This window comes from Stieleria magnilauensis, assembly GCA_007753675.1.
GTDB classification, from domain to species: Bacteria; Planctomycetota; Planctomycetia; order Pirellulales; family Pirellulaceae; genus Stieleria; species Stieleria magnilauensis.
In genome coordinates this window covers 10,704,596-10,728,706 of sequence record CP036432.1, presented here as the reverse complement: position 1 = coordinate 10,728,706, position 24,111 = coordinate 10,704,596, and the positions used below count along the sequence as shown (strand labels likewise).

General features: G+C 58.0%; 23 protein-coding genes. 15 read left to right on the top strand and 8 right to left on the bottom strand.

Going from position 1 to position 24,111, the window contains the following annotated elements; all coding sequences use genetic code 11:
• Nucleotides 1-129 precede the first annotated feature (129 nt).
• A complete protein-coding gene (locus TBK1r_RS37920) occupies nt 130-588 on the top strand; it encodes a hypothetical protein (RefSeq protein ID WP_145221771.1) in 459 nt (152 codons plus the stop codon).
• On the opposite strand, the gene TBK1r_RS37915 is transcribed toward TBK1r_RS37920, so the two are convergent.
• From TBK1r_RS37915 to TBK1r_RS37895, 6 genes are all read right to left on the bottom strand, one after another.
• Nucleotides 573-1,130: a c-type heme family protein gene (locus TBK1r_RS37915; RefSeq protein WP_145221768.1), complete on the bottom strand. Its 558-nt coding sequence runs from the start codon at nt 1,128-1,130 to the stop codon at nt 573-575. The genes TBK1r_RS37920 and TBK1r_RS37915 overlap by 16 nt on opposite strands.
• 63 nt (nt 1,131-1,193) lie before the next feature.
• Nucleotides 1,194-1,316 carry a hypothetical protein gene (locus TBK1r_RS39410; protein ID WP_419580788.1) on the bottom strand — a complete coding sequence of 41 codons (123 nt, stop codon included), beginning with the start codon at nt 1,314-1,316 and terminating at the stop codon, nt 1,194-1,196.
• Nucleotides 1,317-1,426: 110 nt separating this feature from the next.
• Nucleotides 1,427-1,885, bottom strand: coding sequence for a PA2169 family four-helix-bundle protein (locus tag TBK1r_RS37910; RefSeq protein WP_145221765.1), 459 nt, complete (start codon nt 1,883-1,885; stop codon nt 1,427-1,429).
• Nucleotides 1,886-1,998: 113 nt separating this feature from the next.
• A complete protein-coding gene (locus tag TBK1r_RS37905; RefSeq protein WP_145221762.1) occupies nt 1,999-3,657 on the bottom strand; it encodes an ABC1 kinase family protein in 1,659 nt (552 codons plus the stop codon).
• Between the two features lie 274 nt (nt 3,658-3,931).
• Nucleotides 3,932-4,396, bottom strand: coding sequence for a response regulator (locus tag TBK1r_RS37900; RefSeq protein WP_145221759.1), 465 nt, complete (start codon nt 4,394-4,396; stop codon nt 3,932-3,934).
• A gap of 374 nt (nt 4,397-4,770) precedes the next feature.
• Nucleotides 4,771-5,961 (bottom strand): mechanosensitive ion channel domain-containing protein, encoded by a 1,191-nt coding sequence (locus TBK1r_RS37895; RefSeq protein WP_419580787.1) that lies wholly within the window; start codon nt 5,959-5,961, stop codon nt 4,771-4,773.
• A 408-nt stretch (nt 5,962-6,369) separates the two neighbouring features.
• Between TBK1r_RS37895 and TBK1r_RS37890 the strand changes: the two genes are divergently transcribed.
• From TBK1r_RS37890 to TBK1r_RS37835, 12 genes are all read left to right on the top strand, one after another.
• On the top strand, nt 6,370-6,801 hold the full coding sequence (locus TBK1r_RS37890) for a CsbD family protein (RefSeq protein ID WP_095742511.1): 432 nt from the start codon (nt 6,370-6,372) through the stop codon (nt 6,799-6,801).
• Between the two features lie 2 nt (nt 6,802-6,803).
• Nucleotides 6,804-7,211 (top strand): hypothetical protein, encoded by a 408-nt coding sequence (locus TBK1r_RS37885; protein WP_145221753.1) that lies wholly within the window; start codon nt 6,804-6,806, stop codon nt 7,209-7,211.
• On the top strand, nt 7,208-7,411 hold the full coding sequence (locus tag TBK1r_RS37880; RefSeq protein ID WP_145221749.1) for a hypothetical protein: 204 nt from the start codon (nt 7,208-7,210) through the stop codon (nt 7,409-7,411). Before TBK1r_RS37885 ends, TBK1r_RS37880 begins: the two co-directional genes overlap by 4 nt.
• A 6-nt stretch (nt 7,412-7,417) precedes the next feature.
• Nucleotides 7,418-7,903, top strand: a complete 486-nt coding sequence (locus TBK1r_RS37875) for a phage holin family protein (RefSeq protein ID WP_145221747.1) — start codon at nt 7,418-7,420, stop codon at nt 7,901-7,903.
• A 4-nt stretch (nt 7,904-7,907) separates the two neighbouring features.
• Complete coding sequence (locus TBK1r_RS37870; protein ID WP_145221744.1) at nt 7,908-8,171, top strand: hypothetical protein; 264 nt, start codon at nt 7,908-7,910, stop codon at nt 8,169-8,171.
• A gap of 643 nt (nt 8,172-8,814) precedes the next feature.
• Nucleotides 8,815-9,090 carry a hypothetical protein gene (locus TBK1r_RS37865; RefSeq protein ID WP_145221740.1) on the top strand — a complete coding sequence of 92 codons (276 nt, stop codon included), beginning with the start codon at nt 8,815-8,817 and terminating at the stop codon, nt 9,088-9,090.
• 139 nt (nt 9,091-9,229) lie between these two features.
• A complete protein-coding gene (locus tag TBK1r_RS37860; RefSeq protein ID WP_095741812.1) occupies nt 9,230-9,409 on the top strand; it encodes a YqaE/Pmp3 family membrane protein in 180 nt (59 codons plus the stop codon).
• Nucleotides 9,410-9,499: 90 nt separating this feature from the next.
• Entirely contained in the window at nt 9,500-10,549 is a 1,050-nt protein-coding gene (locus tag TBK1r_RS37855) for a mechanosensitive ion channel family protein (protein WP_145221737.1), read from the top strand.
• Between the two features lie 146 nt (nt 10,550-10,695).
• A complete protein-coding gene (locus TBK1r_RS37850) occupies nt 10,696-11,829 on the top strand; it encodes an endonuclease/exonuclease/phosphatase family protein (protein ID WP_145221734.1) in 1,134 nt (377 codons plus the stop codon).
• 305 nt (nt 11,830-12,134) lie between these two features.
• A complete protein-coding gene (locus tag TBK1r_RS37845) occupies nt 12,135-14,633 on the top strand; it encodes a PAS domain-containing hybrid sensor histidine kinase/response regulator (protein WP_145221730.1) in 2,499 nt (832 codons plus the stop codon).
• Between the two features lie 155 nt (nt 14,634-14,788).
• The gene (locus TBK1r_RS37840; RefSeq protein WP_145221727.1) at nt 14,789-16,252 is read left to right on the top strand and encodes a sigma-54-dependent transcriptional regulator; all 1,464 of its coding nucleotides are present in this window, start codon (nt 14,789-14,791) and stop codon (nt 16,250-16,252) included.
• A 50-nt stretch (nt 16,253-16,302) separates the two neighbouring features.
• A complete protein-coding gene (locus TBK1r_RS37835; RefSeq protein ID WP_145221724.1) occupies nt 16,303-16,647 on the top strand; it encodes a hypothetical protein in 345 nt (114 codons plus the stop codon).
• Nucleotides 16,648-16,742: 95 nt separating this feature from the next.
• On the opposite strand, the gene TBK1r_RS37830 is transcribed toward TBK1r_RS37835, so the two are convergent.
• The gene (locus tag TBK1r_RS37830) at nt 16,743-17,471 is read right to left on the bottom strand and encodes a DUF2071 domain-containing protein (protein WP_145221721.1); all 729 of its coding nucleotides are present in this window, start codon (nt 17,469-17,471) and stop codon (nt 16,743-16,745) included.
• 704 nt (nt 17,472-18,175) lie between these two features.
• Here TBK1r_RS37830 and TBK1r_RS37825 point away from each other — a divergent pair.
• Nucleotides 18,176-18,988 (top strand): glycosyltransferase family 2 protein, encoded by an 813-nt coding sequence (locus TBK1r_RS37825; RefSeq protein ID WP_145221718.1) that lies wholly within the window; start codon nt 18,176-18,178, stop codon nt 18,986-18,988.
• Nucleotides 18,989-19,059: 71 nt separating this feature from the next.
• On the top strand, nt 19,060-20,046 hold the full coding sequence (locus tag TBK1r_RS37820) for a sulfotransferase family protein (protein ID WP_419580786.1): 987 nt from the start codon (nt 19,060-19,062) through the stop codon (nt 20,044-20,046).
• A gap of 72 nt (nt 20,047-20,118) precedes the next feature.
• On the opposite strand, the gene TBK1r_RS37815 is transcribed toward TBK1r_RS37820, so the two are convergent.
• Nucleotides 20,119-23,913, bottom strand: coding sequence for a DUF4347 domain-containing protein (locus TBK1r_RS37815; RefSeq protein ID WP_145221711.1), 3,795 nt, complete (start codon nt 23,911-23,913; stop codon nt 20,119-20,121).
• Nucleotides 23,914-24,111 lie beyond the last annotated feature (198 nt).

The window sequence follows — 24,111 nt, the reverse complement described above, 5'->3', positions numbered from 1 at the left end:
TGCTGCCAGCCGATTTGGCATGGGTGTTGCCGATCAACCGCTGTGGTGCACGGTGTCACACGACCACGCGATTTGCCATCAACCTGAACTCCACGCAGCACGCGACGATTCTGATCCGTGAGGAGCAAAATGAGCTCGAATATTAGCGAACCCCTGTCGAAAATCTTTGACGACTGGTTGAGCGAAGACCGCCGAATGCACGAATCACTCCGCGAGGTCCGTGACTGGATGACGGAGGTTGAACAACTCGGCATCCCCCATTTCGGTGAGACCGCGAATCGGCTGCTCCCCTTGCGTGAGCGTTTGCAAAAGCATTTTCAGCAGGAAGATGAAATGATCACCCGCCTAGCGGAATCGCTGGCGGAGCCCTCCGTGGACTTTGACCACTTGCGGTCACAGTCGCTCAATGATCACCACTTGCTGGGCGCCCATTTGGACGACTTGGTGGACCGCCTCAGCGAGATGGATCCACCTTTTTCTTCATGGCAAGCCGCGATGAAGCAAGTCCAGGTTTTTATCAAGCGAATGGAACAACACGAGTTGACCGAAACCCGGGCGATCGAAGCGCTGCTTCAAAAGCTCCGCTGAACCAGCGGCATCGAAATCAACAGGCCGGCGGTTCGATCCTCGGTGCTCTTTCGATTCTTGACGTGACATTTCAAACATTGCGAGGCCAATCGAATCGGGCCGGCAAATCGATAACGTTCCGCTTGCACGGCTTCATGCATCGGCTTGCCCGACTTGAGCGCCCTCACCGCGTCCTTTTCAAACTTGTCTTGGGGCTGGTGATCGACGTTGACGACGTCGGTTTCAACAATCAACCATTTCAATTCGACGTCGTAACTTTCCGACATCGCATGAAAGACGTCTTCGAGCGAAGCCGAAGGGATCGCGTGCGCATCGTCCTCGTCAAAGAAATCGCGATGGACGACTTGCAGCGTTCCTCGAATCGCCTCATGCAGCAACTTGGCCCGGGCTCGAGCCTCAAGCGTCGTTGTCGGCGCGGGGAATGACGTCGCCGATGAAGTCGGATGCGAATCGTCAGCGGACAGCTGCTTGGGCACTCCGAGCCGCATCGATACGCCCAACGAACCGAGCAGGATCGAGACCAAGATCACGTTTCGTTTCATGCCAGTTTCCGTCCACAACACCGCTGCGTCATGCGTTGTTCCCAACGCGTCACGCCCAACCGATCAAAAGATGCATACGCCGTACAGCTTTCTAAGGTTTTGCCGGGTGTCTGTCAATCGCGACGTGTGATGCGTCGCATTGCCGGTCTTGACATCGTACTGGGTCGTCAGCTGGCGAATGTCCATCAGATTGCACGTTCGTCAATCAGATAAACAGGGAGCTGAAAACGTGGTGCACCGGTGTTCTCGCGTAGCACCCACAACGTCTGTCGATGCAACAGGCAACGAATTTGTTTTCAGGCGTCGCGGAGATCGCGAATCTTGTCGTGGCCGGCTTTGATTTTGGCGAACTGTACAATCAAGACGTCATTCATTGCGCCGCCGGCGGTTTCTTTCAACACGGCTTCGTAGGCTTCCTTGATGTGATCTTCGCCGCGTTCGGCTTCATTCAATATTACCTGCGGATCGCCATCGTTCAGTTCGGCGCGAATGTCCATCCAGAGGCGATGGATCTTGGCGGCAACACTTCCGTCGTCCCGGGGCTTTTCGCCGCTGAACTCGACGTACTGTTGCAATTCCCTCGCCATCGCGGCTCGCTCGTTGCCGATGCTGCGAAAGAGCGCCGCAAGCTCGGCATGTTTGAGCTTGTCGGCCGCTTCGTGAAAGCCTGCGTACGAATCGAGATTGGCTTGAATCAATTTCTGCAACTTGGCGATTGTGATGTCGCTCAGGTTGGTCTTCGTTTCAAGATTCATGGCGTTCTCTTCGACGTGATTCGAATCCGCGTGACGAATCATCGCGCGGCAGGCAAAACGGTTGCATCGGACGTGCCGATCCCCCAATGGTTCGGTCTCGTGCGGCTGAGGCATTAGCGTTCGTCGGCAAACATGGCCTTGTATAACAAGACCAGCCCGATTGCGGCGGCGAGCAGGAAGAAGATCGTGGCGAGTACCGGGTAGCCGAACAGCTGGGTGCCCGTCTGCATCCGCATGATCAGAGAGGCCCCGACGATCATGGCCGCGACAATCAATCCGGATGTGATTCGGTTGGCGATTTTTCCCAGCCCCGCCAACAAAGCCGCTTCGTCGATCGCATCGACATCGACACGCAGTTGATTCTCGGCCAGCAAGCGAGTGAATTCGTTCATCCGAGCAGGCAGATTGGACGCCAAGGCTGCGGAATCCAGTGCCGCGGCCGCGATCTGGCTGACACTCAATTGTTCCTTGGCGCGGTCGGCCAACAGTTCGAGCGTGTAACCCCGGATGATCGCCTTGGCGTCTAGGTCGGGATTCAGCTGTGCGAGCGTCGTCTCGAGTTGCAAAAACGCTTTGCTCAGCAAGATCATTTCGAACGGCAACACCAATCCGTGACTGCCGGCGACATTGAGAAACTCAACCTGGGTGCGTCCTAAAGACATTGAATCAAACTTGCCGTCACCGGCCGACGCAACGACTCGCGACGCCGCGGTGCGAAACGCTTGGGCATCAAAACCGACATCGGTCTGGCCGATCCGGTTTGCGATCGCCGCGGCTCGTTCACCTTCACCGGCACTAAATGCCAACAACAACGCAGCGATCTCGCGACGAAGCATCGGCGGAAGGCTCACGACCATCCCGCCATCGAGCAGACCGATCTTTCCACCCTCGTGCAAGATCAGATTGCCGGGATGCGGATCGGCATGGAACAAGCCATCGATCAAAATCTGTTGGAGGTAGGCCCGTACCAACTCGTCCGCCAGGGCTGTCGTGTCCACTTCGTTCAGCACCACGCCGCTGACATCTTTGATCGCCGGTCCGGACAGATACTCCATCACCAGCACTTCGCTACAGACCATCTGCGACACCGGAAGCGGGACACGGATTCGGTCAAACGCTTTCAGGTTCTCGGCCAAATGCTGCAGATGGTTGGCTTCTTGGCAGTAGTCCAGTTCGCTTTTCAAAGCGTACTCGACGGCGCCAACGAGCGAACGAAAACGAAACTGTTTCCCGATCTCCGTCTTGTCGTCGACCATTGCGGCCAGTCGCTTTAAACTGCCGAGTTGCTCGGTGGCTTGCTGAGCGATACCCGGGCGTCGAAACTTGACCACCACTTCGCGGCCGTCATGCAATGCCGCTCGGTGAACTTGCCCGATCGAAGCGCTGGCCAGTGGGGATCGATCGAAGCGGCTGAACAAGACGGATGGTTTGGCACCAAGCCCTTCTTCCAAGATCGCTTCGAGTTCCTCCACGGATACCGGTTCGACGTCGTCTTGCAGTCGCCCGAAAGCGTCCACGTATTCGGGCGGCAGCATGTCCTGTCGGGTGCTGGCGATTTGGGCGAGCTTGATGTACGCCGTGCCGAGTTGTTCGATATCCCGCGCACATTCTTCGGCAGCCTCCCGAGCCGTCGCGCTTTGACAAGAGCCGTCGGCATCGTTCTCCTTCTTTGTCCAGCCGAGTTGTTCGGCAAGGTCATGGCGCCCATGCTTCCACAGCAGCACAGAGAGCTTGGCGTAATGAACACTATCGGCGGGCAGCGTGGTCAGCATGTCAGTTGATCGGTGGTAGACGCAAAAGGCCCCGCAACAATGACCCTGATCGGGCGAAACAATGGTCCTGATACGACGGACAGCGGGGATCAAAGCCACAACGGGGAGCAAACGGTATACCGAGCGATCGATTGCCAGCCCTAAAGTGAGTCCAGGGCAAAGACTGGTGCATGACCAACCAGCTTGGGCTTTCAACGACCGATCGAAAGGCCTCTCGCAGAGACGGTCGACGGTATATCGATTGAATCGACTAGCCCTTGAGGCTTTTGGGACGCTACTGGCGATGGTTCGCAAACGGATGGTTGCGCAACCAAAGACGGGTCGCGATCATCTTCAACGTGACTCGCAATTGCGGAATCGAAACCGGCTTGGGTAAAAAGTAGGTGTCCTCATACTGCGTGGTTTGGACCAAGATCGCACGATCGGGCAAGCTGCTGATCACGACGACGGGCAGCTCTTGTAATCCTGGATCATCTGAGCTGCGGATCGCTTCCAGCAGATCAAACCCGCTCCACACCGGCATCTCGACATCCGTAATCACCACGTCGATCGGATGTTGCTGCAGCAGGTCAAAGGCGTCTCGGCCATTTCCGGCTTCAAGGGTCGCGACATCGAGTTGCCGAACCGTGCGATCGACGATCGCCCGCATGGCTTCCACATCATCGACGATCAGCGCGGTCCGCACTCCCAACGACTTCAACGATCGAACCGGTCCATGAAGAGAAATCGGTTTAATCATCCGGCGTTCCTGGAATACGGTGTTAGGTCAGTCATGCCGAATCGTCACGCGCTAGGATCAAGCCGCGTTAAAAGCTTTGCCAGTTCATGTCGCCCCTCGAGTGGAATTGACGAGAGAGCCAAGATCGATGACAGCCCCCGTCTCGATTCGGCGCTGCATTCTTGAAATGAGCTGCGAGGGATGGGTCGCAAACGATATGCCGAAAACCGTGCTGCGCAGCGTGGCATCACCCCGATCCAGCCTATTGCCCGGTCAAATAGGCCGAGAGTGCGGACCGATCGGTCAGACGCATCGAGCGGACTGCCCCCCGATCGATCACATCGAATGGTCCCCAATCAGCGAGCACGAACGCGAGTGCGTCACTGGGCTGCTGGTTACTGGGCTGCTGCGTTCGCGACCGCCTCGGCAACCGCGGGGTTCTTGAACGTCAACGTGCGATAAGGGAACGGGATTTCAATGCCAGCCCCGTCCAGCTCGCGTTTGATCGCCTCGACCACTTCGTCTCGACTGCGTCGGATGTCGACCGGCTTGGATCCCGTCCACCAGGCGACTTCGAAGTTGACGCTGGAACTGGCGAATTCTTGGGCGAACACTTCCACCGTCCGCTTGCCCAACACCGAATCACAGGACAGCACGGCCTGTTTGATGACCTCACGCGCCTGTTCGACGTTTTCATCGTATGCCACACCGCAAATGATCCGGACGCGGCGTTGCGGTTGGCTGGTCAGGACGTCGACGTTGTTTTTAAACAGCGTCGCGTTGGGGACGACTGCCAATTCACCATCGAGTCTCTGGATCATCGTATTTCGAATCGTGATTTGTTGGACTTTGCCGGTCAGGTCGCCGCACGTGATGAAGTCTCCGCGATCGAAGGGGTAGCGCCACAAGATCAAGATGCCGGCAAAGAAATTCTCGAAGATATCTTTGAACGCAAACCCGATCGCAACCGACCCGAGTCCGAGTACCGTCAGTGCTTTGGAGGGGGTCATGCCCGGAAAGGCGACCACGGTGGCGACCAGAAGGCCGATGATCCAAATGATGATGGTGGTGAACTGGTAGACCAAGTCCTTCAAGCTGGCCCGGATGCCACGCTGATCGAGCACCCGATGCACGGTCCAACTGGATAGTTTGGCAAGCAACCCGGTCAGCACAACGATCACCGCCGCGGCCAGCAACAACGGTGACCGCACCAGGAAATCCGTCCATAAGGTATTCAGCGATCGCGCCACAACGTCCCGCGTCGATTCCAAATCCAGCTGCTGATCGACAGCCAGCTCGTTGATGACGGCCACGACGTCTTCTGTCTTGCGGGCAACATTTTCTGCCCACTGACGGTGCTCCTCGGAGTCCGCGCGCCCCTTCAAGGTCACGATGCCGCTGTTCAAGTCCACGTCGATCTCGGTCAACCAACCCGCCTTCGCCGCAGCGTCATAGATCATGGACAACCGCTGGCGGATCGAGGCATCATCGGCAACGCCCTTCACCGCGACGGTCTCAGCGGGGCCGTTGGTTTCGGTGGTCGACTCGGACGTTGCAGCGTCCTGCACCTGCTGCAGTGAATCCATTGGATCTTGCGCAGACACGAGGGCGACGGAACCTTGCCCGACCGACGCGAGTACGAGGAGAAGGATCGCAAGTCGGACGAATGCCATGAGGAAGTTGTTCGGGTGAGGAGTCCATTTTCGTAACCATGCCGCGACGCAAAAGCCGCGACGCAAAAGCCGCGACGCAAAACCAAGCCGCGACGCAAACCGCGTTCCAACGCTCGATCGGCGGCAGACGCGACGACATACGGCCGCAGCGGTGGACGATTTCCGTCCAGCTTGGTTCCTGCCGCCCCACCGTCTGGCCCGATCCGGGCGCCGAAACGGACATTTTGCCGCTGAAAGACGATTGGTCCGCGATATGCGTCGTGGAGTTGAAACAGCCCGATGACGGGATTACAGCGAGTTTCATCAATGGAGGAAAATTAAATGGTCAATCGACAAGAGCTCAAGGGTCAGTGGAACGAAGTCAAGGGACGCTTGAAAGAACATTGGGGCCAACTCACCGAAGACGACTTGCAGCGCGCCGAAGGGTCAGCCGATCAGTTGGTCGGTGTTGTCCAGCAAAAAACGGGGGCCAGCCGCAGCGAAGTCGAATCGTTTCTCGACAACGTGCTCAACGGAAGCTTTGGCGATCGCGCTGCCGAAAGCGTTCAACAGTATGCCGAAGCGGCACAGGCTGCGGCCACCGATGCAGCCGCCTACGCCCGCGAGAATTACCGCCGTTTGGCGTCACAGTCGGGCGAATACACCGCAAAAGTCGCCGAGACGGTTCGCAGTCGTCCCGCCGAGTCGCTGGCGATCGCCTTCGGTCTGGGGATCGCAGCCGGTGCGTTGTTCTTCATGGGGAACAAGAAATAGTCATGGCCACCACGCTTGCCACTGAAAAACAGGCCAACGCGATCAAGCAGCGGATGGCGGAGATTCGTACGGAGTTGCCTTACGACGTCGACGACGCCCGCATGCGTGTGCGTGAATTGACCGACTGGAAGTATCACATGGCGCGTCACCCGCTGCCGCTGTTGGCGGTCGCCGCGGGTATCGGCTACTTGCTCGTCCCTTCCAAATCGAAACCGGCAGCCGAGCCGATCATCATTCACCAGGACTCGCATGGCAACACCACGAAAGAATGTGGTGCAGCGCAGGCTCCCGCGAAGCGTGGCTTCATCGGTGGAATCATGGGAGCTGTCACCTCGCTCGCCTTAAAACAACTCACGACGGTCGCCTCGCACCAGATCAGTCAACTTCTGACCAAACCAAAAACACCATGATCGCTCCTCCATTCCCGTCGCGCCCCCTGGAAGATGAACGGTTCGATGATCTGGATCGTCCACTGCATCGCAACGATCCTGAGCGATCGAAGGCGAGCTTTGTTCATCAGACCATCGCCAAGCACCCGACGCTGGCCTTGGCCGCCGCCGGCGCAGTCGGACTGACACTCGGTTGGCTCGTTAAACGTAAATGGCGGTAAAGGACCATGCACCGAAATTCAAGTTTTCAAAAAGTGATTCACGACCTCATCGACCTCTGGGAATTGCAATGGCAATTGTTCTCAGTTGATGCACAAGCTGCCAAGCGAAGTCTCGGCCGGGCAATTGTCTGCAGTTTGGTCGCGCTGCTGTTGGTCGGCTCGGGATTCACCGTTTTCCTTTTCGGCCTCGGATTCCTGCTCGATGAATGGACGGTTCTGTCGACCGGCACGGCGCTGCTGATTGTGGGCGCGGGGACGTTAGTCGTCGTCGGCGTCCTACTGCTGATCGCGATGAGCGGTGCTAAATCGGCCGCCGCCGCCATGGATGAATCGAAGTCCGAGTTCAGCGAGAATCTCCGCTGGCTCAAAGCAACACTCGTGGCGCCGGACTCCTCCCCACGAAATCAGTTTCGCCGCGAATCGTTTGCCAATGACGGACGTCGCGAGCGTTACTACACCACCGAAACCGTCTCTCCCCTGTCACGAAGGTAATTCCATGTCCGATACGAAAGCTCCCAATACGTCTGCCCAAAACACCGATCAATCCAACAGTGAAGCAGCCCGACGCGCTCGCGAAACGGCGCAGCGGATTGCGACGGGTGCGAAGGAGATCGGACAGGATGCGGCCCAGCATTACGTCCAGGAACCGGCCAAGGACTTGATCAGTCTGGCCAAGGAGTATGCCAAGGATCACCCCGATGTCGCCGCCTGCTGGGCGTTCGGTCTGGGGGTCGTGGTCGGGTGGAAACTGAAACCGTGACGGCAACGCTGTGACGCATTTTTTTAGCGGTAGGCCGCGAGCCCTCCGGTATTTCGGGAATGATGAGGGACCGGAGGGCTTGCGTCCTGCCGCTGACACCTCGTCAAACGCAGGGAATAAACGCTTCACAGCGTTGGCGTAGCGCGTTCAACGTTGCCCGGCAATTGTTTCATCAATCCGATGGCTCTCGCGCGTCGTCTATCTGGGCTGCGGCCCATTCTTTCTAAACGTGTGGACGATTCTCGTCCAAGCTTGTCTTGATTTCCGCTATGAAATCAACAACGTCAATGAGGGGGGCGCGGACGATGGCGCAAATCGGCTGTTCTCATTGGGCGATCAGCCGTTAGTCGCGAGCCGATGGGCCGAAGCGAGAAGAGACGACGCTTAGCTTCGCAGGATTGCCGTCAATCCTGGACTTGAACGTCCACCACGCCGAAAGAAACGCTCACGTGTGGTCTTGTTTCAACCAGCGCGGTTGATCGTCTGTCAAATCTTCGTCTGTTGGAACGAAATTAGGGTCTTTCTCTTGCTTCGGCCTCTCCGGCACACCCTTTGCGTTTGTCGGTGTGCAGCGGCGAATGAACCTTTCACACACCTCCACAGGCGATGTGCCGCCAAGCCTGGGAAAGCCCATGGAATCAACATGATCAAGAAATTTCTTTACGCCTCGCTTTCGCTCGCGCTGGCTTTTTCCACTGCAGGTTGCGATGTCGATAAGACAGAAGATGGTCGGCTGCCGAATGTAGACGTGGATGTGTCAGGCGATCCGGGCAAGTTGCCCGAATACGATGTCGACGGTCCTGATGTGGATGTCTCGATGGAAGAAAAGGAGATCAGCGTCCCAGATGTGGACGTCGATATGGAAAAGAAGAAGGTGAAAGTTCCCGACGTGGACGTCGACTTGCCTGCTGACGAATAAACGTCGGCCCGATGGTGGGCGGGCTCAATCCGGTCTTGCCCCAATGATTGATGAGCCACCGCAGGCATTCCCCGCCGCCACACCAAACACATTGCTTTACCGCACGCTTCACAGCACACCTCAAACATCGGAACCTGTTATGTCAACCACCGTTAAAAGCCAGAACACCCTGCTGAAAGTGATCCTCGCCATCTTGCTGCCACCCTTGGCGGTATTCATGGACCGTGGGGTCGGAACGCAATTCATCTTGAACATTGTGTTGACCCTGGTCGGATTCTGGATCATCGGAATCATTCACGCGTTGATCGTCGTGTTGTAAGGGTGATCCGAGATGCCGGACGGCCGTCAAACGGCGCGGTCCGGCAGCTCACTTTCCCTGCCGACCGATCGAACCCCCGACTTGAGTTCCATGACCATGATTGACAATTTGTCCACACCGTTTGCCGCGCTCCTGGCGCAAGCGGGTAGCGAGACGACGGCAGGCGACCCATCGCCAGGCGATGCGTCTGGCGCTGTCGACAAGACCGGTGAGATCGACGTTTCGGTCGCCACCGTCTGGGAGACCATCGACAACATGATCGATGGATTTCTCGACCGTCTGCCGTTCCTGTTGATTGGCGTCGTGGTCTTCGTGGTCTTTTTTTTCGTCGGCAAGTTCGCTCGCAAGGGAATCAACCGCGCGACCGCTGACAAACCGTCGGCCAATGTGGGTCGCGTCGTCGGTCGGTTGGCTCAATGGGCACTCGTCTTTATTGGCTTGTTGCTTGCAGTCACCATCATGGCGCCTACGGTCACGGCCGGTAAGCTGATTGCGTCCCTGGGTATCGGTGGGGTCGCGATCGGATTCGCGTTCAAGGACATCTTGCAAAACTTCATGGCCGGCCTTTTGATTCTGATCAATGAACCGTTCAGCGTCGGCGACCAAATCGTCTCTGGGGACCACGAGGGGACGGTCGAATCGATCGAAACTCGAGCCACCAACATTCGAACGTACGATGGCAAAAAGGTCGTTATCCCGAACAGTCAGATCTACACAAACCCCGTTGTCGTTAATACCGCGTTTCAATGCATTCGCAGTCAGTACGACGTCGGCGTCGGCTATGGAGACGATTTGCGGAAAGCCGCGCAGGTGATGCAGCAGACGTTGGAGTCTGTCGATGGAGTGGATAGCGATCCGGCCCCGGATGTGATTGCCACGGAGCTCGGCGGGAGCAGTGTCGTACTACGTGCCCGCTGGTGGACCGCCCCAGAGCGAGCGAACGTCGTCCAAGTCGGCAATGAAGTGATCGCCTCGATCAAAGAAGCGTTGGATGACGCCGCAATCGATATGCCGTACCCGACCAATGTGATGCTGTTCCACGATCAAACCGAACAATCCGACGGCGATCGAACGCGACAACGTGAGGGGTGGCCGGCAGGAAACAAGCCGCCTCAACCGCGGCCCGTAGGTAGTGTTTAGGATGGCGTCGCACCCGGTGATTATCAAGAGCTGCTGATGAGATTAGAAACGGAGTCAGAAACCAGAATCCCAATCGATCCTCCGGCCCATCGAGTACTCGAAACCGCCATTCCCTCACCTAGCCGGAGGCCACCACGAGGATCCCCATGTTATCCTTCTTCAACTGCGTGATCTATTTGCTTTTCGGCATCTTGGTGGCCGGATCGTTGTTGCCGCTCAGCTCGCATCCACACTGGTTCATTCGTGGCTGGGATTTCCCGCGGATGCAAATCCTGGTGATCACGTGGCTGGCTGCGGCGGCGCTGATCACAACCAATGCGATCGCCGGACAACCGTCGACGGTCAGATGGACTGTCATCGCGACCTTAACGCTGGCATTAACCGTTTGGCATTTGTTCCGCATCATCCCGTACACGCCCCTGGCGGCGACGCAGACCAAGTCCTGGCGGCCGGAACAGGCCGCCGACCCGGATCACGATGCCCGTCGGCTTCGGGTGCTGGTTACCAACGTGGAAGAAGAGAACGATCAATTTGCTCGTTGGCAACAGGTCGTTCTGGAACAGGACGCAGACATCATCATCGTCGCCGAGGTGGATCAGCGGTGGGCCGAAGCGATCGCGGAGCTGAAATCAGACTATCCCAACCAAATCGTTCACCCCCAAAGCAATTGGTACGGGATGGCGTTGTTGTCGCGACTTCCGATCCTTGAAAGTGAGATTCGTTTTCGAGTGCAGGATGATGTGCCATCGATTGACACGATGGTCCAATTGCCCAGCGGTGATGAAGTCCGAATTGTGGGGGTTCATCCGCGGCCTCCCGAGCCGATCCGCGACAACGATGCAACCGCCCGCGACGCTGAGTTGGTTTTGTGGGGCAAGGAACTCGCCGAAGACGATCGCCCAATTATCATCGGTGGTGATTTGAACGATGTCGCATGGTCACAATCAACGCGCCTGTTTCTGCGTCTGAGTCGATTGCTGGACCCACGCCGCGGACGGGGATTTTTCAACTCGTTTCACGCCGATCGGATGTGGATGCGGTTTCCGCTCGATCATGTGTTTCACTCCACGCATTTTGCGTTTCGTGATCTGCGGCGATTACCGCATGTCGGCTCAGACCACTTTCCAATTCTGATCGACCTGCAGCTCGAACCGACGATGCATCACGAACACGATCAACTTGAAGAAAAGGAAGGCGATGAGGCAGAAGCCGCAGAGCGACTGATGCGAGCCAAGCAGGCCGACCCGCTACACGTCGAAACCGTGATTCCAGCTCGGTGAGCCCTCCGCGACGCACGCACCAGTCATGGTGCTGATTGCCTCACCGCATCTGGCGAGTGACCTCCAGCCCGGTCAGTTGCGGGTGCAGCGACGCTGAGCCGATTTCCCCACAGGCAGCCCGTGATGGAAAGGGTCGCTTGGTCCAACCGACGAGCGCGGCGATCCTGCGTTGCATCTCATTGACGATCCGGCAATCGTCGAATTCAATCTTACGAGTGTGAGGCTTCTGGCAGGGCGTGATGCTGAGGTGGAGAGAGTTTGGGTTTGCCTTTTTCATCGCCCGGTTTTCTGTGGGAAAGTGAGGCATGGGCGATTTGATTGGCAAATTCTGGGACACCTCTGATTTTCCTGCGCGATGGAGTTGCGGCAATTGGTCGGAGTTTCTTGGCTGGCTGCACATCATCAGCGACCTCGCGACCTTTGGCGCTTATTTTGCCATCCCGGTCGTGCTGGTCTACTTCGCACGTCGACGAGACGACTTTCCGTTCACCAAGTTGTTTTGGTTGTTCGCGGCGTTCATCTCGGCCTGCGGTTTGGTGCATCTGATCGAAGCGATCATTTTCTGGTATCCGATCCATCGCGTCTCGGGGCTGATGAAGTTCATCACGGCGACGGTTTCCTGGGGGACGGTGATCATCCTGATTCAACACATGCCTCGAATCTTGCGTCTGCCTTCGATTGTGGCGACGAACGAACGGTTGAAGTTGGAGATCCGCCAACGAGAAGAAACGCAGCGCGAGTTGCAGCAAGCCAAGGCGCGTTATGTCGCTCTGCTATCCGGAACTCGCAGTATCGTTTGGACGTCGGATCCGGAAGGAAACTTTTCGACGCCCCAAGTTTCCTGGGAACGCTACACCGGACAATCGTGGAGCGAACATCGCCGGTTCGGATGGATCGACGCCATCCATCCCGATGACCGACCCTCGTTGAAGCGTCGCTGGCAAGCCGCCTTGGATTCAGGCAACAAATATCAAGCCAGCGGTCGCATCTGGCACCGAGACAGTCAATCGTACCGCACGTTCGCGGCCGAGGCGGTCGCGATCAAGAACGACGACGGGTCGATCCGGGAATGGGTCGGCACGATCGGGGACATGGAAGAACAACATCAAGCGGAAACGAACTTGGGTGTGATCCAGTCCGAACTGGCCCGCAAAAACCGCGAATTGGAACTGATCTACAAGGCCGCCCCGGTCGGTATGAGCGTGATCGACCGCGAGTTGAGGTTCCTGCGGGTCAACGAAAGGCTGGCGAATATCAATGGACGCTCGCGAGACGATCACATCGGATCTCGATTGGACGAGATTCTGCACGGTCTCAACGATCAAGTCGAACCGATCTGCCATCGGGTGTTCGAGACCGGCCGACCGGTGTTGAACGTGGAAATCGTCGGCAAAACGCCGGCATCGAAAAAGGAACGCACCTGGCTTGCGAGTTACTATCCTCTCGAATTGCCGCAGGAGAATGGTTCGACCGACGATCATCGCGTCACGGCGGTCAGCTCCATCGTGCAGGACATCACCGAACGGAAGGAGCAAGAACAGCGACTGCGGGAAAGCGAGCAAATCGCCTTGGCAGCGAACCAAGCCAAGAGCGAGTTTCTGGCCAACATGAGCCACGAGATCCGCACGCCGATGGCTGCGATTCTGGGTTACGCCGATGTCTTGTTAGGACACCTGAAAGACCCCGACAATCGCAACTGTGTGCTGATTATGAAGAAGAACGGCCAGTTCTTGTTGGAATTGATCAATGACATCTTGGATTTGTCGCGGATCGAAGCCGGCAAATTGAACATGGAAGTGGAGGAATGCCCGCTTCCGCAAATGGTCGCTGACATTCAATCGTTGATGCTGGTGCGGGCGGAGGAGAAGGAGATCAAATTCGAAGTCGAGTTTGACGGTAAAGTGCCACGGACGATCAAGACTGACCCAATCCGTTTGCGGCAAGTCTTGATCAACTTGATCGGCAACGCGATCAAATTTACTGACGAAGGCGAGGTGCGATTGAGAGTAAAATTCGTCGAGGGGAGCAATCCACCGGTGGTCGAATTCGCGGTGGTCGACACCGGAATCGGAATGAGCGAGGAACAAATCGATCGGCTGTTCCGGCCATTTTCCCAGGGGGACTCGTCTGTCACGCGCCGCTATGGCGGCAGCGGATTGGGACTGGCGATCAGCCAGCGGCTGGTGCAGATGCTGCAAGGCGAAATGGATCTGAGCAGCGCGGTCGGCCAGGGGTCGACGTTTTTCGTCCGCTTGCCGACCGCGTCGTTCGCGGAGATCGATTTGGTCAAACCCGATCTCGTCAGGCGGGATACCGAATCCAAAAGCCGTTCGGCGGCCCCCAAAGAACTCGCCTGCCGCGTCTTGGTAGTCGACGACCGACGCGACGTGCGGCATATCAGTCAGCACTTTCTGGAAAAAGCCGGGGCGACGGTGGCGACGGCCGAAGATGGCCGACAGGGTTACGATGCGGCGGTCCAGGCACGGGATTCGGGCGAACCGTTTGACGTGATCGTGATGGACATGCAAATGCCCAATCTGGACGGCTTGCAGGCCACCGCGATGCTGCGGTCGGTCGGCATCGACTGGCCCGTGATCGCGCTGACTGCCGACGCGATGAAGGGAGACCGCGACCGTTGCCTCAACGGCGGCTGCGACGATTACCTCGCCAAACCCATCGACCAGGCCAAACTGGTCGCCATGGTGGCTCATTACAGCCAAGACATTTCGATCGAACAATTGCGGCAAAAGCGAACTGCCCGAGCGGCGAAATTGAGGGCCCATCTGGAAAGCGGTCAGGACTAGGCCACGTTTGGCCCGCCTTTTGCTCGGTCAGCGACCAATCCGATCGACAAACCGCTACAGCGATGATATTTTTTCAGTCCAGGTGATCTTCCATGGCAACAGGCACCACTTTATCCAAACCCCAGCCCATCCTCCGATCCAAGTGGTCCAAAGCGATGCCTAGTCTCTTAGTCATTGATGATGACCGTGCAATTTTGGCTCTGGCGGAAAAAACGCTTTCGCCGATTGCGGACATCACCACCTGTGCCAGCGCCGGCGAGGGTCTGGCCGAACTGAGACGCGGGTCCTACGACGCGGTGTTGCTGGATATTCAGCTGCCCGATCAAAACGGGCTGGCCGTTTACTGCGAAATCCGCGAGCACGATCGCCGCATCCCCGTGATCTTCATGACCGTCGAGGCGGCCAGCAACACCGCGATCGAAGCGATGCAGTTGGGGGCGTTTGATTACATCGCCAAACCCCTGCACGTCGAACCGTTACGGGATCTGGTCGAAAAAGCGATCGAGCAGCGGCAGATCAGCAGCGTGCCCGTCGCCATCTCCGCCGATGACGAAGGGGGCGACCAAGCAGCCGAGCTGTTCATCGGTCGCTCACCAGCCATGCTGGACGTTTTTAAAGCAATCGGAAAGGTCGCCAAGCAAGACGTGCCGATTTTAGTTCGGGGTGAAAGCGGCACCGGAAAAGAATTGGTCGCCCGGGCCCTGTTCCAATACAGCCACCGCAGCGAGGAAACGTTTCTGGCCGTCAACTGTGCGGCCTTGCCAGATAATTTGCTCGAGAGCGAATTGTTCGGACACGAAAAAGGCGCGTTCACGGGGGCCGAAAGTCGCCGGATCGGGAAGTTCGAACAATGCAACGGCGGCACGTTGTTCTTGGATGAGATCGGTGACATGGCGCCGACCGTCCAGGCCAAAGTACTGCGCGTGCTACAAGAACAACGCTTTGAACGTGTCGGTGGCAACAAAGAGCTGACCACCGATGTTCGGATCATCGCCGCGACCAACCGACCGCTGGAACAGATGGTCGAAGACGGCGAATATCGCGAAGACTTGCTGTACCGGCTCAACGGGGTGACCATCGAATTGCCCCCGCTGCGCGACCGTCTCAGTGACGTCCCGTCCTTGATTCGCTTCTTTCTCGCCCAGGCCAAAAAGGAATTCAACAAACCCGACCTGGAAGGGCTGTCCCCCGAGGCGGTGGCATTGCTGACCGCGTACGACTGGCCGGGCAACGTCCGACAATTGCGGGCCGTGATCCGCCGCTGCGTGCTCGACACCGTCATGCCGGTCATTACCCCCGACATCCTCCCCGGCGCGATCACCGGCACCGTTTCTCCGGTCAAGAAAACTCCGACCCAGGATGTCGTCCCGCGAGAAGAACCCACCGAAGGAACACAATTGCCGCAATTGGTGCAGCGTTTGCTAGATGAACGTTCGACCAATATTTACGCCGAAGCGATGGAGTACATGGAACGTTTTGTCATCCTGAAAGTGTTGCAAACGACCGATGGTAACCAGAGCCAAGCGGCGGAGATGCTCGGCATCACGCGAGGCAAATTGCGAGACCGAATCAACTCGTACAACATCGTCCTCAAGAGCGACGTGTCAGTCGAGGAGTAGAGGCGACTGGTCCAATGCCTTTGCAAACCACACACCGGCAACCGAAGAAGATGACCGAATCACAACGACAACGTTTCTCCGCAGCCCTCAGTCGAGTCGCGGGCGACGAGGAAGTCCTGGAGATGTTGGCGAAGATTGCTGCCGAGGACGCTCCCGGATTGATGTCTCAATTGCAGGATCACATCCAGCAAGGCGAACTCGCCGAGGCGGCGAAGGTCGGTCACGCGCTCAAGGGGCTCTTGAGCACCTTTGAAACCGGCGAACCGGTCAGTGAACTGCAACCCTTGATCGACGCGGCACGCGCCGGTGACGAAGCCTCGGTGACGTCGGTTCACGCCTCGGTCCGACCACAATTGAACACGCTCGTGACCGAGATCGGCGAATTGGCCGGCTGAACTGGCCGGCGGTTTGACAGAGGTGTGCGACGGGCTGAGCGAAGCTCGGACAAATGGCGAAGGGGTTCGCGACGCAGCAGCGCGTCCAATTCTATTCAGCAGTCGCCGCACAATGACGTTCGGCTCCGCCATTCGTGTTCGATTCCTCGCATCAACAGTGCGTTGTCAAAGGTGATCGAACCCTCAGGAAACGCGTCGCGGTTGTCGAAGAACGAAGACTGTACGTTGCGTAGGGAAAGCGGCTGCACGTGCCAGTTGCGCGTTTGCAGCTCCAGCCCATCGAAGGTTGCCGGTGAACTCGCCGGGGAGTATCCCAGGAAGCCAGCTTCGAAGAACTGCGAGCAGGAGGCAACCGTTGTGAAAACGGAAGTGTCCGGCCATTCGTCGGTCGTTTGTCCATCGACAGCAGCATGAACGGCGCCGTCCTTGCTGGCCATGGTAATGCGATACTCGTGGTCCGTTTCGTGGACATCAAACTGGGCACGATGGTGAACGCCCGGGAAGATTCGACCACCGGCAAATGCTGTCATGAACGATGAGGTGTCGCGTCGGGGGATATAGACTCCCGTCTGCGCGACGCCATCAGCATCCCATTGGACGGCAATGCGGTGCGCGGCATTTTCCGACGTGATGCCGACAAACGAAGGCAAACGTTTCGGGCGAATCTGTTTCAGGCGAATCAGACAGATGCCCGCGACGCCGTATCCATTAACAATCTGCGGGCGAAACGGCGAGGGACAAACGCGCGACAGCACCTCAGGATCCACCCGGAAATTAACGAGCACGCGGCGGTCAATGAGCCCACGGAGGGTTGGAATGCGCATTCGGGTTGTCTGGAAAAAAGGTTTGCGATCGAGCGTCAAGAACCAACCGCAGCCCCCGCCTCAACTTAACCCCCCCCACTCCACCCAGGGACAGACCCCAGATCCATGCGGGGACAGACCCCAGATCCATGCGCGGGGACAGACCCCGGTGCTGGTTCCGTGAGGTTGCTATCAAATGATCGATTCGGGGACAGACCCCAGAGATCGATTCGGGGACAGACCCCAGAGATCGATTCGGGGACAGACCCCAGAGATCGATTCGGGGACAGACCCCAGAGATCGATTCGGGGACAGACCCCAGAGATCGATTCGGGGACAGACCCCGGTTCGTGTGGACCCCGGTTCGTGTGTGTGGGGACAGACCCCAGGGATGGTGTGTGGTTTGATATCAATTGAATCTTGGCAGCGTGCACCCGAGGATTAGGGCCGCAGAGAGGTCGGAAATTTGGGGGTCGGACAATCGAGGTGCTGATCCTCGTGACGTGCTGGGGATCCGCTGACGCGGCTCGGATCTCGCAAGCTGGAAGCTTACGCCACTTCGGACGATTCGCGCTCGATGTTGTCGTGACTTCGTGTTGACATTTGCGCCGGGTTTTTGCGAGGTTTGCGTGTGCTGTGCCGTTGCGTGGCCGGGGATCCGCGGGCGCGGATCGGATCTCGCAAGCTGGACGCTCACGCCACTTCATTCCCAATCGGATGGTTTCATGGACGACACGTGCCCGACGATCTCGGTGATGATGCCGTGTTGCAACAATGCCCGATACATCGAAGCAGCGGTCGAGTCGGTGCTGTCACAGCAAATCGACGTCCCGTTGGAATTGCTGATCATCGACGACGCCTCCTCCGATGACTCGGTCGACCGTATCAAGGCGATCGGAGATTCGCGAATCCGATTGATCCCGAACCAAAACAACTGCGGTATCTCGCGGGTGCGCAACCAATTGCTCGAAGCGGCCAACGGCGGGTTCTTGACGTCGCTCGACGGCGACGACTTGTATGTTGATCCGCGAAAGCTGGCTCGCGAGTGGGAATTGTTGCACACGTGTCCGGATCCCGAACGAACGATCGTCTACAGCGACGTGAGGTGGATCGATGCAAACGGCCAAACGATGCTGCAATCCAGCGCGATCGCGCCGCCGATGGAAGGCATCTTGTACCAGGCGATCTTGGACCGTCGCGTGATGATCCCGCGTGACTTTTTGCTGTCGGCTGAACTGGCTCGCAGTGTCGGCGGATTTGATGTCGACCTGCCGATCTACGAGGACTGGGATTACAAGCTGCGGCTCGCACAGAAAGCGGTTTTCAAGTACACCGGTGCGGTCGGCATCGGCTATCGTCGACACGGCAGCGGTCTGTCCGCCGCAGCCGCACCGTTGCATCAAAAATGCCAAGCGGTGATTCGAAAGAAACATGGCGGCGAAGGCTTTGACGGCGATCCGATGCGATTGCTCTCCCTGGCCGGACGACTGCATGGCATCTTGACCCGCAATCGACTACGGGACCGCAAGGCCGCCTAATGGTTTGTTGAGTATGAATTTTAGGATTGGCCGAGCACTCGCCGCTCCTTCTACTGAAGAGTGATTTTGTTGTGACATCTTCTGTCGTGTTTATCGTCTCCCAGCCGCGTGCGGGTTCGACGCTGTTGCAAACCATGTTATCCCGGCACGATGATGTTCATGCTCCCGGTGAAGCCTGGTTGATGTTGCCGCTGGTCCACGCGATTGCTGGATCTCGCCGTGACGTTCAATCACCCTATGACCAGTGTTTGGCCGACGACGCGGTCGGCGAGTTTGTTCGCGAAAATCTGAGCGGCGGATGGAGTGAAATGCAAGCCGAGATCGGTCGTGCGGCGGCGCGGATCTACGAAGCGGCACGCGTCCGCGCCGGCGCAAGCGTTCTGATCGACAAGACACCCCGCTACTACTGGATCATCGAAGACTTACTGAGTCTGATCCCCGATTGCCGCATCATTTTGCTGCGGCGCAACCCGCTGGCGGTTTTATCATCGATCATGGAAACATGGACACGTCGCACGCGAGTCGGTTTCTTAAAAGATTATCGCGGCGACTTGCTGGAAGCACCGGCGCGGATCGCTGCTGCGATGTCGATTCAGGACGACCGGATCCACTCGCTGCGGTACGAAGATTTGGTACGTGATCCCGCGCAGCACTTGATGCAACTGCAATCCTTCATCGGCCTCCAGCCCGTCGACGGCCTGCAGCACTACGGCAGCGCCGAGCGACGCACCTATGGTGATCCTAAAGGGGTTCATCAGCATGCTGCGGCGCAACTCGATTCGATCGAAAAGTATCTGCAGCGGGCGGCGACGCGTGCGACCGACTGGAGATTGATGGATGACTACCGGCGTCATCTCGGCCACGATCTGCTGCATCGATTGGGATATGACGACGACGCGTTAAAACGACAACTCGACGCGGTCAAACCGCTGGGTGCGGCGCTAGCCCCGACACTGTCGTCGCAGGTCAGTCCACGGCCGGCGGAACCGCGACGCAGCGCGATCCGATTGCGACGCATGGCGGCGGATGTCGTGACGAAGTTGGGTAAGGCGGCGTGAGCGTCCCGTTTGCGAATCACTGCGATTCGAGACGGCAAGCAAGATGCTGATCTCGACTCCTGTACCCACCGTTCAAATTAGCACGAATCGTCCGATCGATCCGGACACGATGTCGACGTAATAGAGCAATCCATCGGGGCCTTGCTGGATGTCGACGGCAAAGTTGGCTCCTGTTGCGAACACTCCAACGGACGTCAAGTTGCCCGCCGCGTCGACGTTTCCGTGTCGGACAACGCCGCTGGCAAAATCGGCGTAGAACACGTCGTTGTTGTACTGTGGACCATAATTCAGATTCCAGCCGACGCTGCCCAAAACGATCACGTCGGTCCCCGCGGTGTGTGGCTGGGCGATGAAGGCGGGGCTGGCGGGCTGGCCCGAATTGTAAAACGCTTGGGCCTGCGGCAATCCCTGATACGACGGCGTGCGGCGATTGACCCCTTGGCCGCCCTCGTAATAGGGCCAGCCAAAGTTGGTTCCTGACGGTCCGGTGTTGATCTCTTCAAAACTGACCAGCCCGGTTTCGCCGATGTAGAGTCGTCCGTTGTTCGGGTTCACCGAAAGTCGCCAGGGATTTCTCAACCCGAGCTGATAGACTTTGCTGCGGTTGGAATGGACGTCCCCGTCGAAGAACGGATTGTCGCTGAATCCTTGGCCGGTGATGGGATCGATACGAAGGATCTTGCCGGACAGGCTGTTGGGGTCTTGAACGCGCAAGGCGCGGGGATCGGTTTGATTGAAGCTGGCGCCGTCGCCGATGCCGACGTACAGGGCGCCGTCGCCGCCGAAGGCCAGTCCGCCGACGGTGTGGGATCGGCTGTCGCTGTTGATGAAGTCTTGGAGGTAGCTGCCATCGGGGTTGAGTCCCGCCGGTGGTTCGTTGAAGTTCAAGGTGCTGTCGACGAACGCGTTAAAGTTCTCCCACGTGCTGTTGGCGCCCAGCAACGTGATGCCGCTGTCGGGGATGATCGTGGTGTAGTTGGTGGACGCATCGAGTGTCAAACGAATCAGCCGGCCGGCTCGGTTGCCCGAACCATCGGGACCGGCCAGCGGGTTACCGACGTGGTTGTAGACTTCTGGAGGATCGACTGTGTAGTTGATGTACAGATAGGGATTGTTAAACAAATCCGGGTGCAGTTCAAAATCGACCAGCCCGCGATCTTGGACGTTGTTGGTAATCCCGGAGAGGTCCACGACTTCGGTCAGCGGTCCGCCGTCGCGGGAGACTCGTATGATGCCGGCTTTTTCACCGACGTACAGGTTGCGTCCATCGGGTGACCATTCGACGTTCAGCGGTTGATTCAGTCCCGTGATGATGTCTTCTCGGATGATTTCGCCGGTCGGCACGGTGGGCGGATCAGCAGCCGGCGTATCCAGTGTCACACTCCAGGACCGAATGGAGGTGTTGTTGTAGGCGTTCCCGGTCGAGGCCGCGAACCCGACGTAGGCCTGATTGCCGACGATACCGTCCAGTTGCAGCGTCGTTTTCATCAACGCAAATTCGGGCTTTTCATTGGTATCGGAAAGGTAGACCGACAGGCTGTCACTTTGCCCGTTGTAGTCGACCCAGGTGTAGTAGGTCCGCCCGTCGTTGAGATCGTAGGGTGATTGAATCGTGCGGACCGGGGTGACGAGCACACCGTTGACGGTGATGGTGATTTCGTCGGCAAATTGTTCGTAGCTGTTTTGGAATGTATCCAGTTCGATTCCGATGGTGTTCTGTTGGGCGTTGTAGCCCAGGCCGCCGGAATAGTTGCCGAAGTCTTGTCCGGCGGTACCACCGGGAGAATTCTGGATGATGAAGGCCAATCCTTCACCGCCGGCGGATCCCTGTCCGCCACTGAATTGTGCGGCAAAGGTCGCTTGGAATGAGGTGTCGGCGTTCACGCTGATCGGCGTGGTGTAATAAGCCGAGCCTCGTTGCTGTGGGGCCGCGGCGGTCAGTTGTAGCTTGCCGTTGTTGAGCGTTGCGTTGCGGTTGAGCTGCAGATTGGCGGCGGAGTCAAACGAGGCGTAGGTCGGCAAGCCCTGATCGATGTCCAGGATGTTGATGGTTGCCGTGCGTGGTGCGAGCAGGCTGGCGTTTTCCGATCCTGTCAATCGAAAACTGAACGACTCGGTCCCTTCGGCGATGCCGTCTTGCAGCAGCATGACGGTGACCGACTTGCTCGTTTCACCGTCGGCAAAGACCAGCGTTCCGGAATTCGCGATGAAGTCACTACCCGCGGTGGCGGTTTCCGAAGCCGTGGCATAGTGGACCGACGCCGTCCCGTCGCTGCCGCCGACACGCGCGATCGTCAGCGTGACCGATGCATCGGATTCGAACACCGATGCAAAATCCTCCGCCAAGACAAAGCTGCCAGATTCGCCATTGTTGGGAGGGTCGACCGGTGGCGGAGGGGTGTCGGCTAAGTATTGAAAGCGGCCGTTTCCGTACAACGTTTCGCTTTGATGGAACCCGGACACAATGCCTTGGCCTTCGATGAAAAACCCGGTCGTGTAGGTCGACGGGGCTTCGGTTTCGAACACCTGGGCTCCGATTCGAATTCGATCGACTTTCAGGTTGCGATCGATGCCGTTGTCGGGATCATAAAAGTCATTGGTAAACGCGATCTCGATGCGATCGGCAGTGACCGTCTGGTTTGCCGTGTAGGTGTATATCGACTGGGTGGTCGAAACGTTGTCAAAGGTTCGCACAACGTTCCCGTCGATGAGCAGTTCCATTCGCTCCTGCCCCGTCTTGCCCGACGCATCGATGGAGATGACAGATCCGCTGCCGTTGCCGGTGGAGGCGAATTGGAAGTAGCCGTTTGCGTTCAGGTACTCTGATTGGCGAAAGCCCGGAACCACGCCGTCCTCGGCTCGCCACGACCCCGTTGAAAAGACCGCTGGGTCTTCGGTTTGATAGGTCACGCCGTCGACGACGATCCGATCGATGCGGAGGTTCCGATCAAATCCGGTCGCAGGGTTCCACCGGTCGTTGGTGAAGTTGATTCGGATGTCATCGACGGAGGCGTTGTCGATGCCGACACTGAATTCGCCGAAGAGTCGATTGCCCGCGTCGGTACCTGTCATGGTCCAGGTGCCGACGACGTCGCTGCCGATTTGCAGCTGCATTTCCTCCTCACCGATTTGACCGGCGGCGTAGATCTGGATTGACAGCGCGGCTGGGAACTGTGCCAGAACGGATCGGTCCAGGTCGTTGGCGTGTGTCACCGACCCGATCGTTTGCTCGAGGTCCCAGTCGGCTTCGTGACGGGTGCTGCCGGTACGATCAATCGACGCGGCAACGTCGAGGCCGGTGACGGTAGCGATCTGGCGCAAGAACGTTTGGCCTTCGGCACCCGCGGCCACGTCACAGCCGTAGATCAGCAAGTCGCCGCCGGGGGCAAAGGAGGCTTTCCAACGCGTCAATTCCGCAGCCCGATTGGCGACCGTGTCCGCGTCCACCCGAGCTTGCCCCAATTGCAATCGGCCGGGCTGCCCGTGACTGATCAGGTGCACGCTGTTGAGCCCGGATCGGTTGGACAGGATCTCAGAGATCTGTGAAACGGCGTCGACGGCTTGATCGAGCACGACCAACTCGGCACCGGCGGGGATCGCGTCGGTGAAATCAAAGTCGTCGGCGACGCTGGGATCGACGATCACCAACGTCGCTGTCGGGTTCAGCGACACCGCCGAGCTCTGAATCGAATCAGCCACGGGGCCGGCGGCCGCCACTTCAACCGGCTCAGCGACCGGCACCGCAGCGACTGCCGCGCCGGCGTCGGCGGCCAGCATGATCCGCGGCTCCATCGGACCGGCGGTCCATCGGGGGGATCGATGTGTTTGACGGCGTTTGATGCCCGTGGTGGCGCGTGAGCGAACCATTGCAGCGACCGAGCTTTGTGGCAAAGAGAACGTGGCAGAAAGATCAGTTTCTGACGTTACTCCCTGAGTCAAGCAAAGCAAGACAGACCCGCTTGATCATCGCGCGAATTACAACGTCTGGTCCGATCGTATCGGTTTCGCGGCGCGCTTCGTCGCGACCCGGATCACACTCGCGGAAATGACGAGTCAGATTGACGC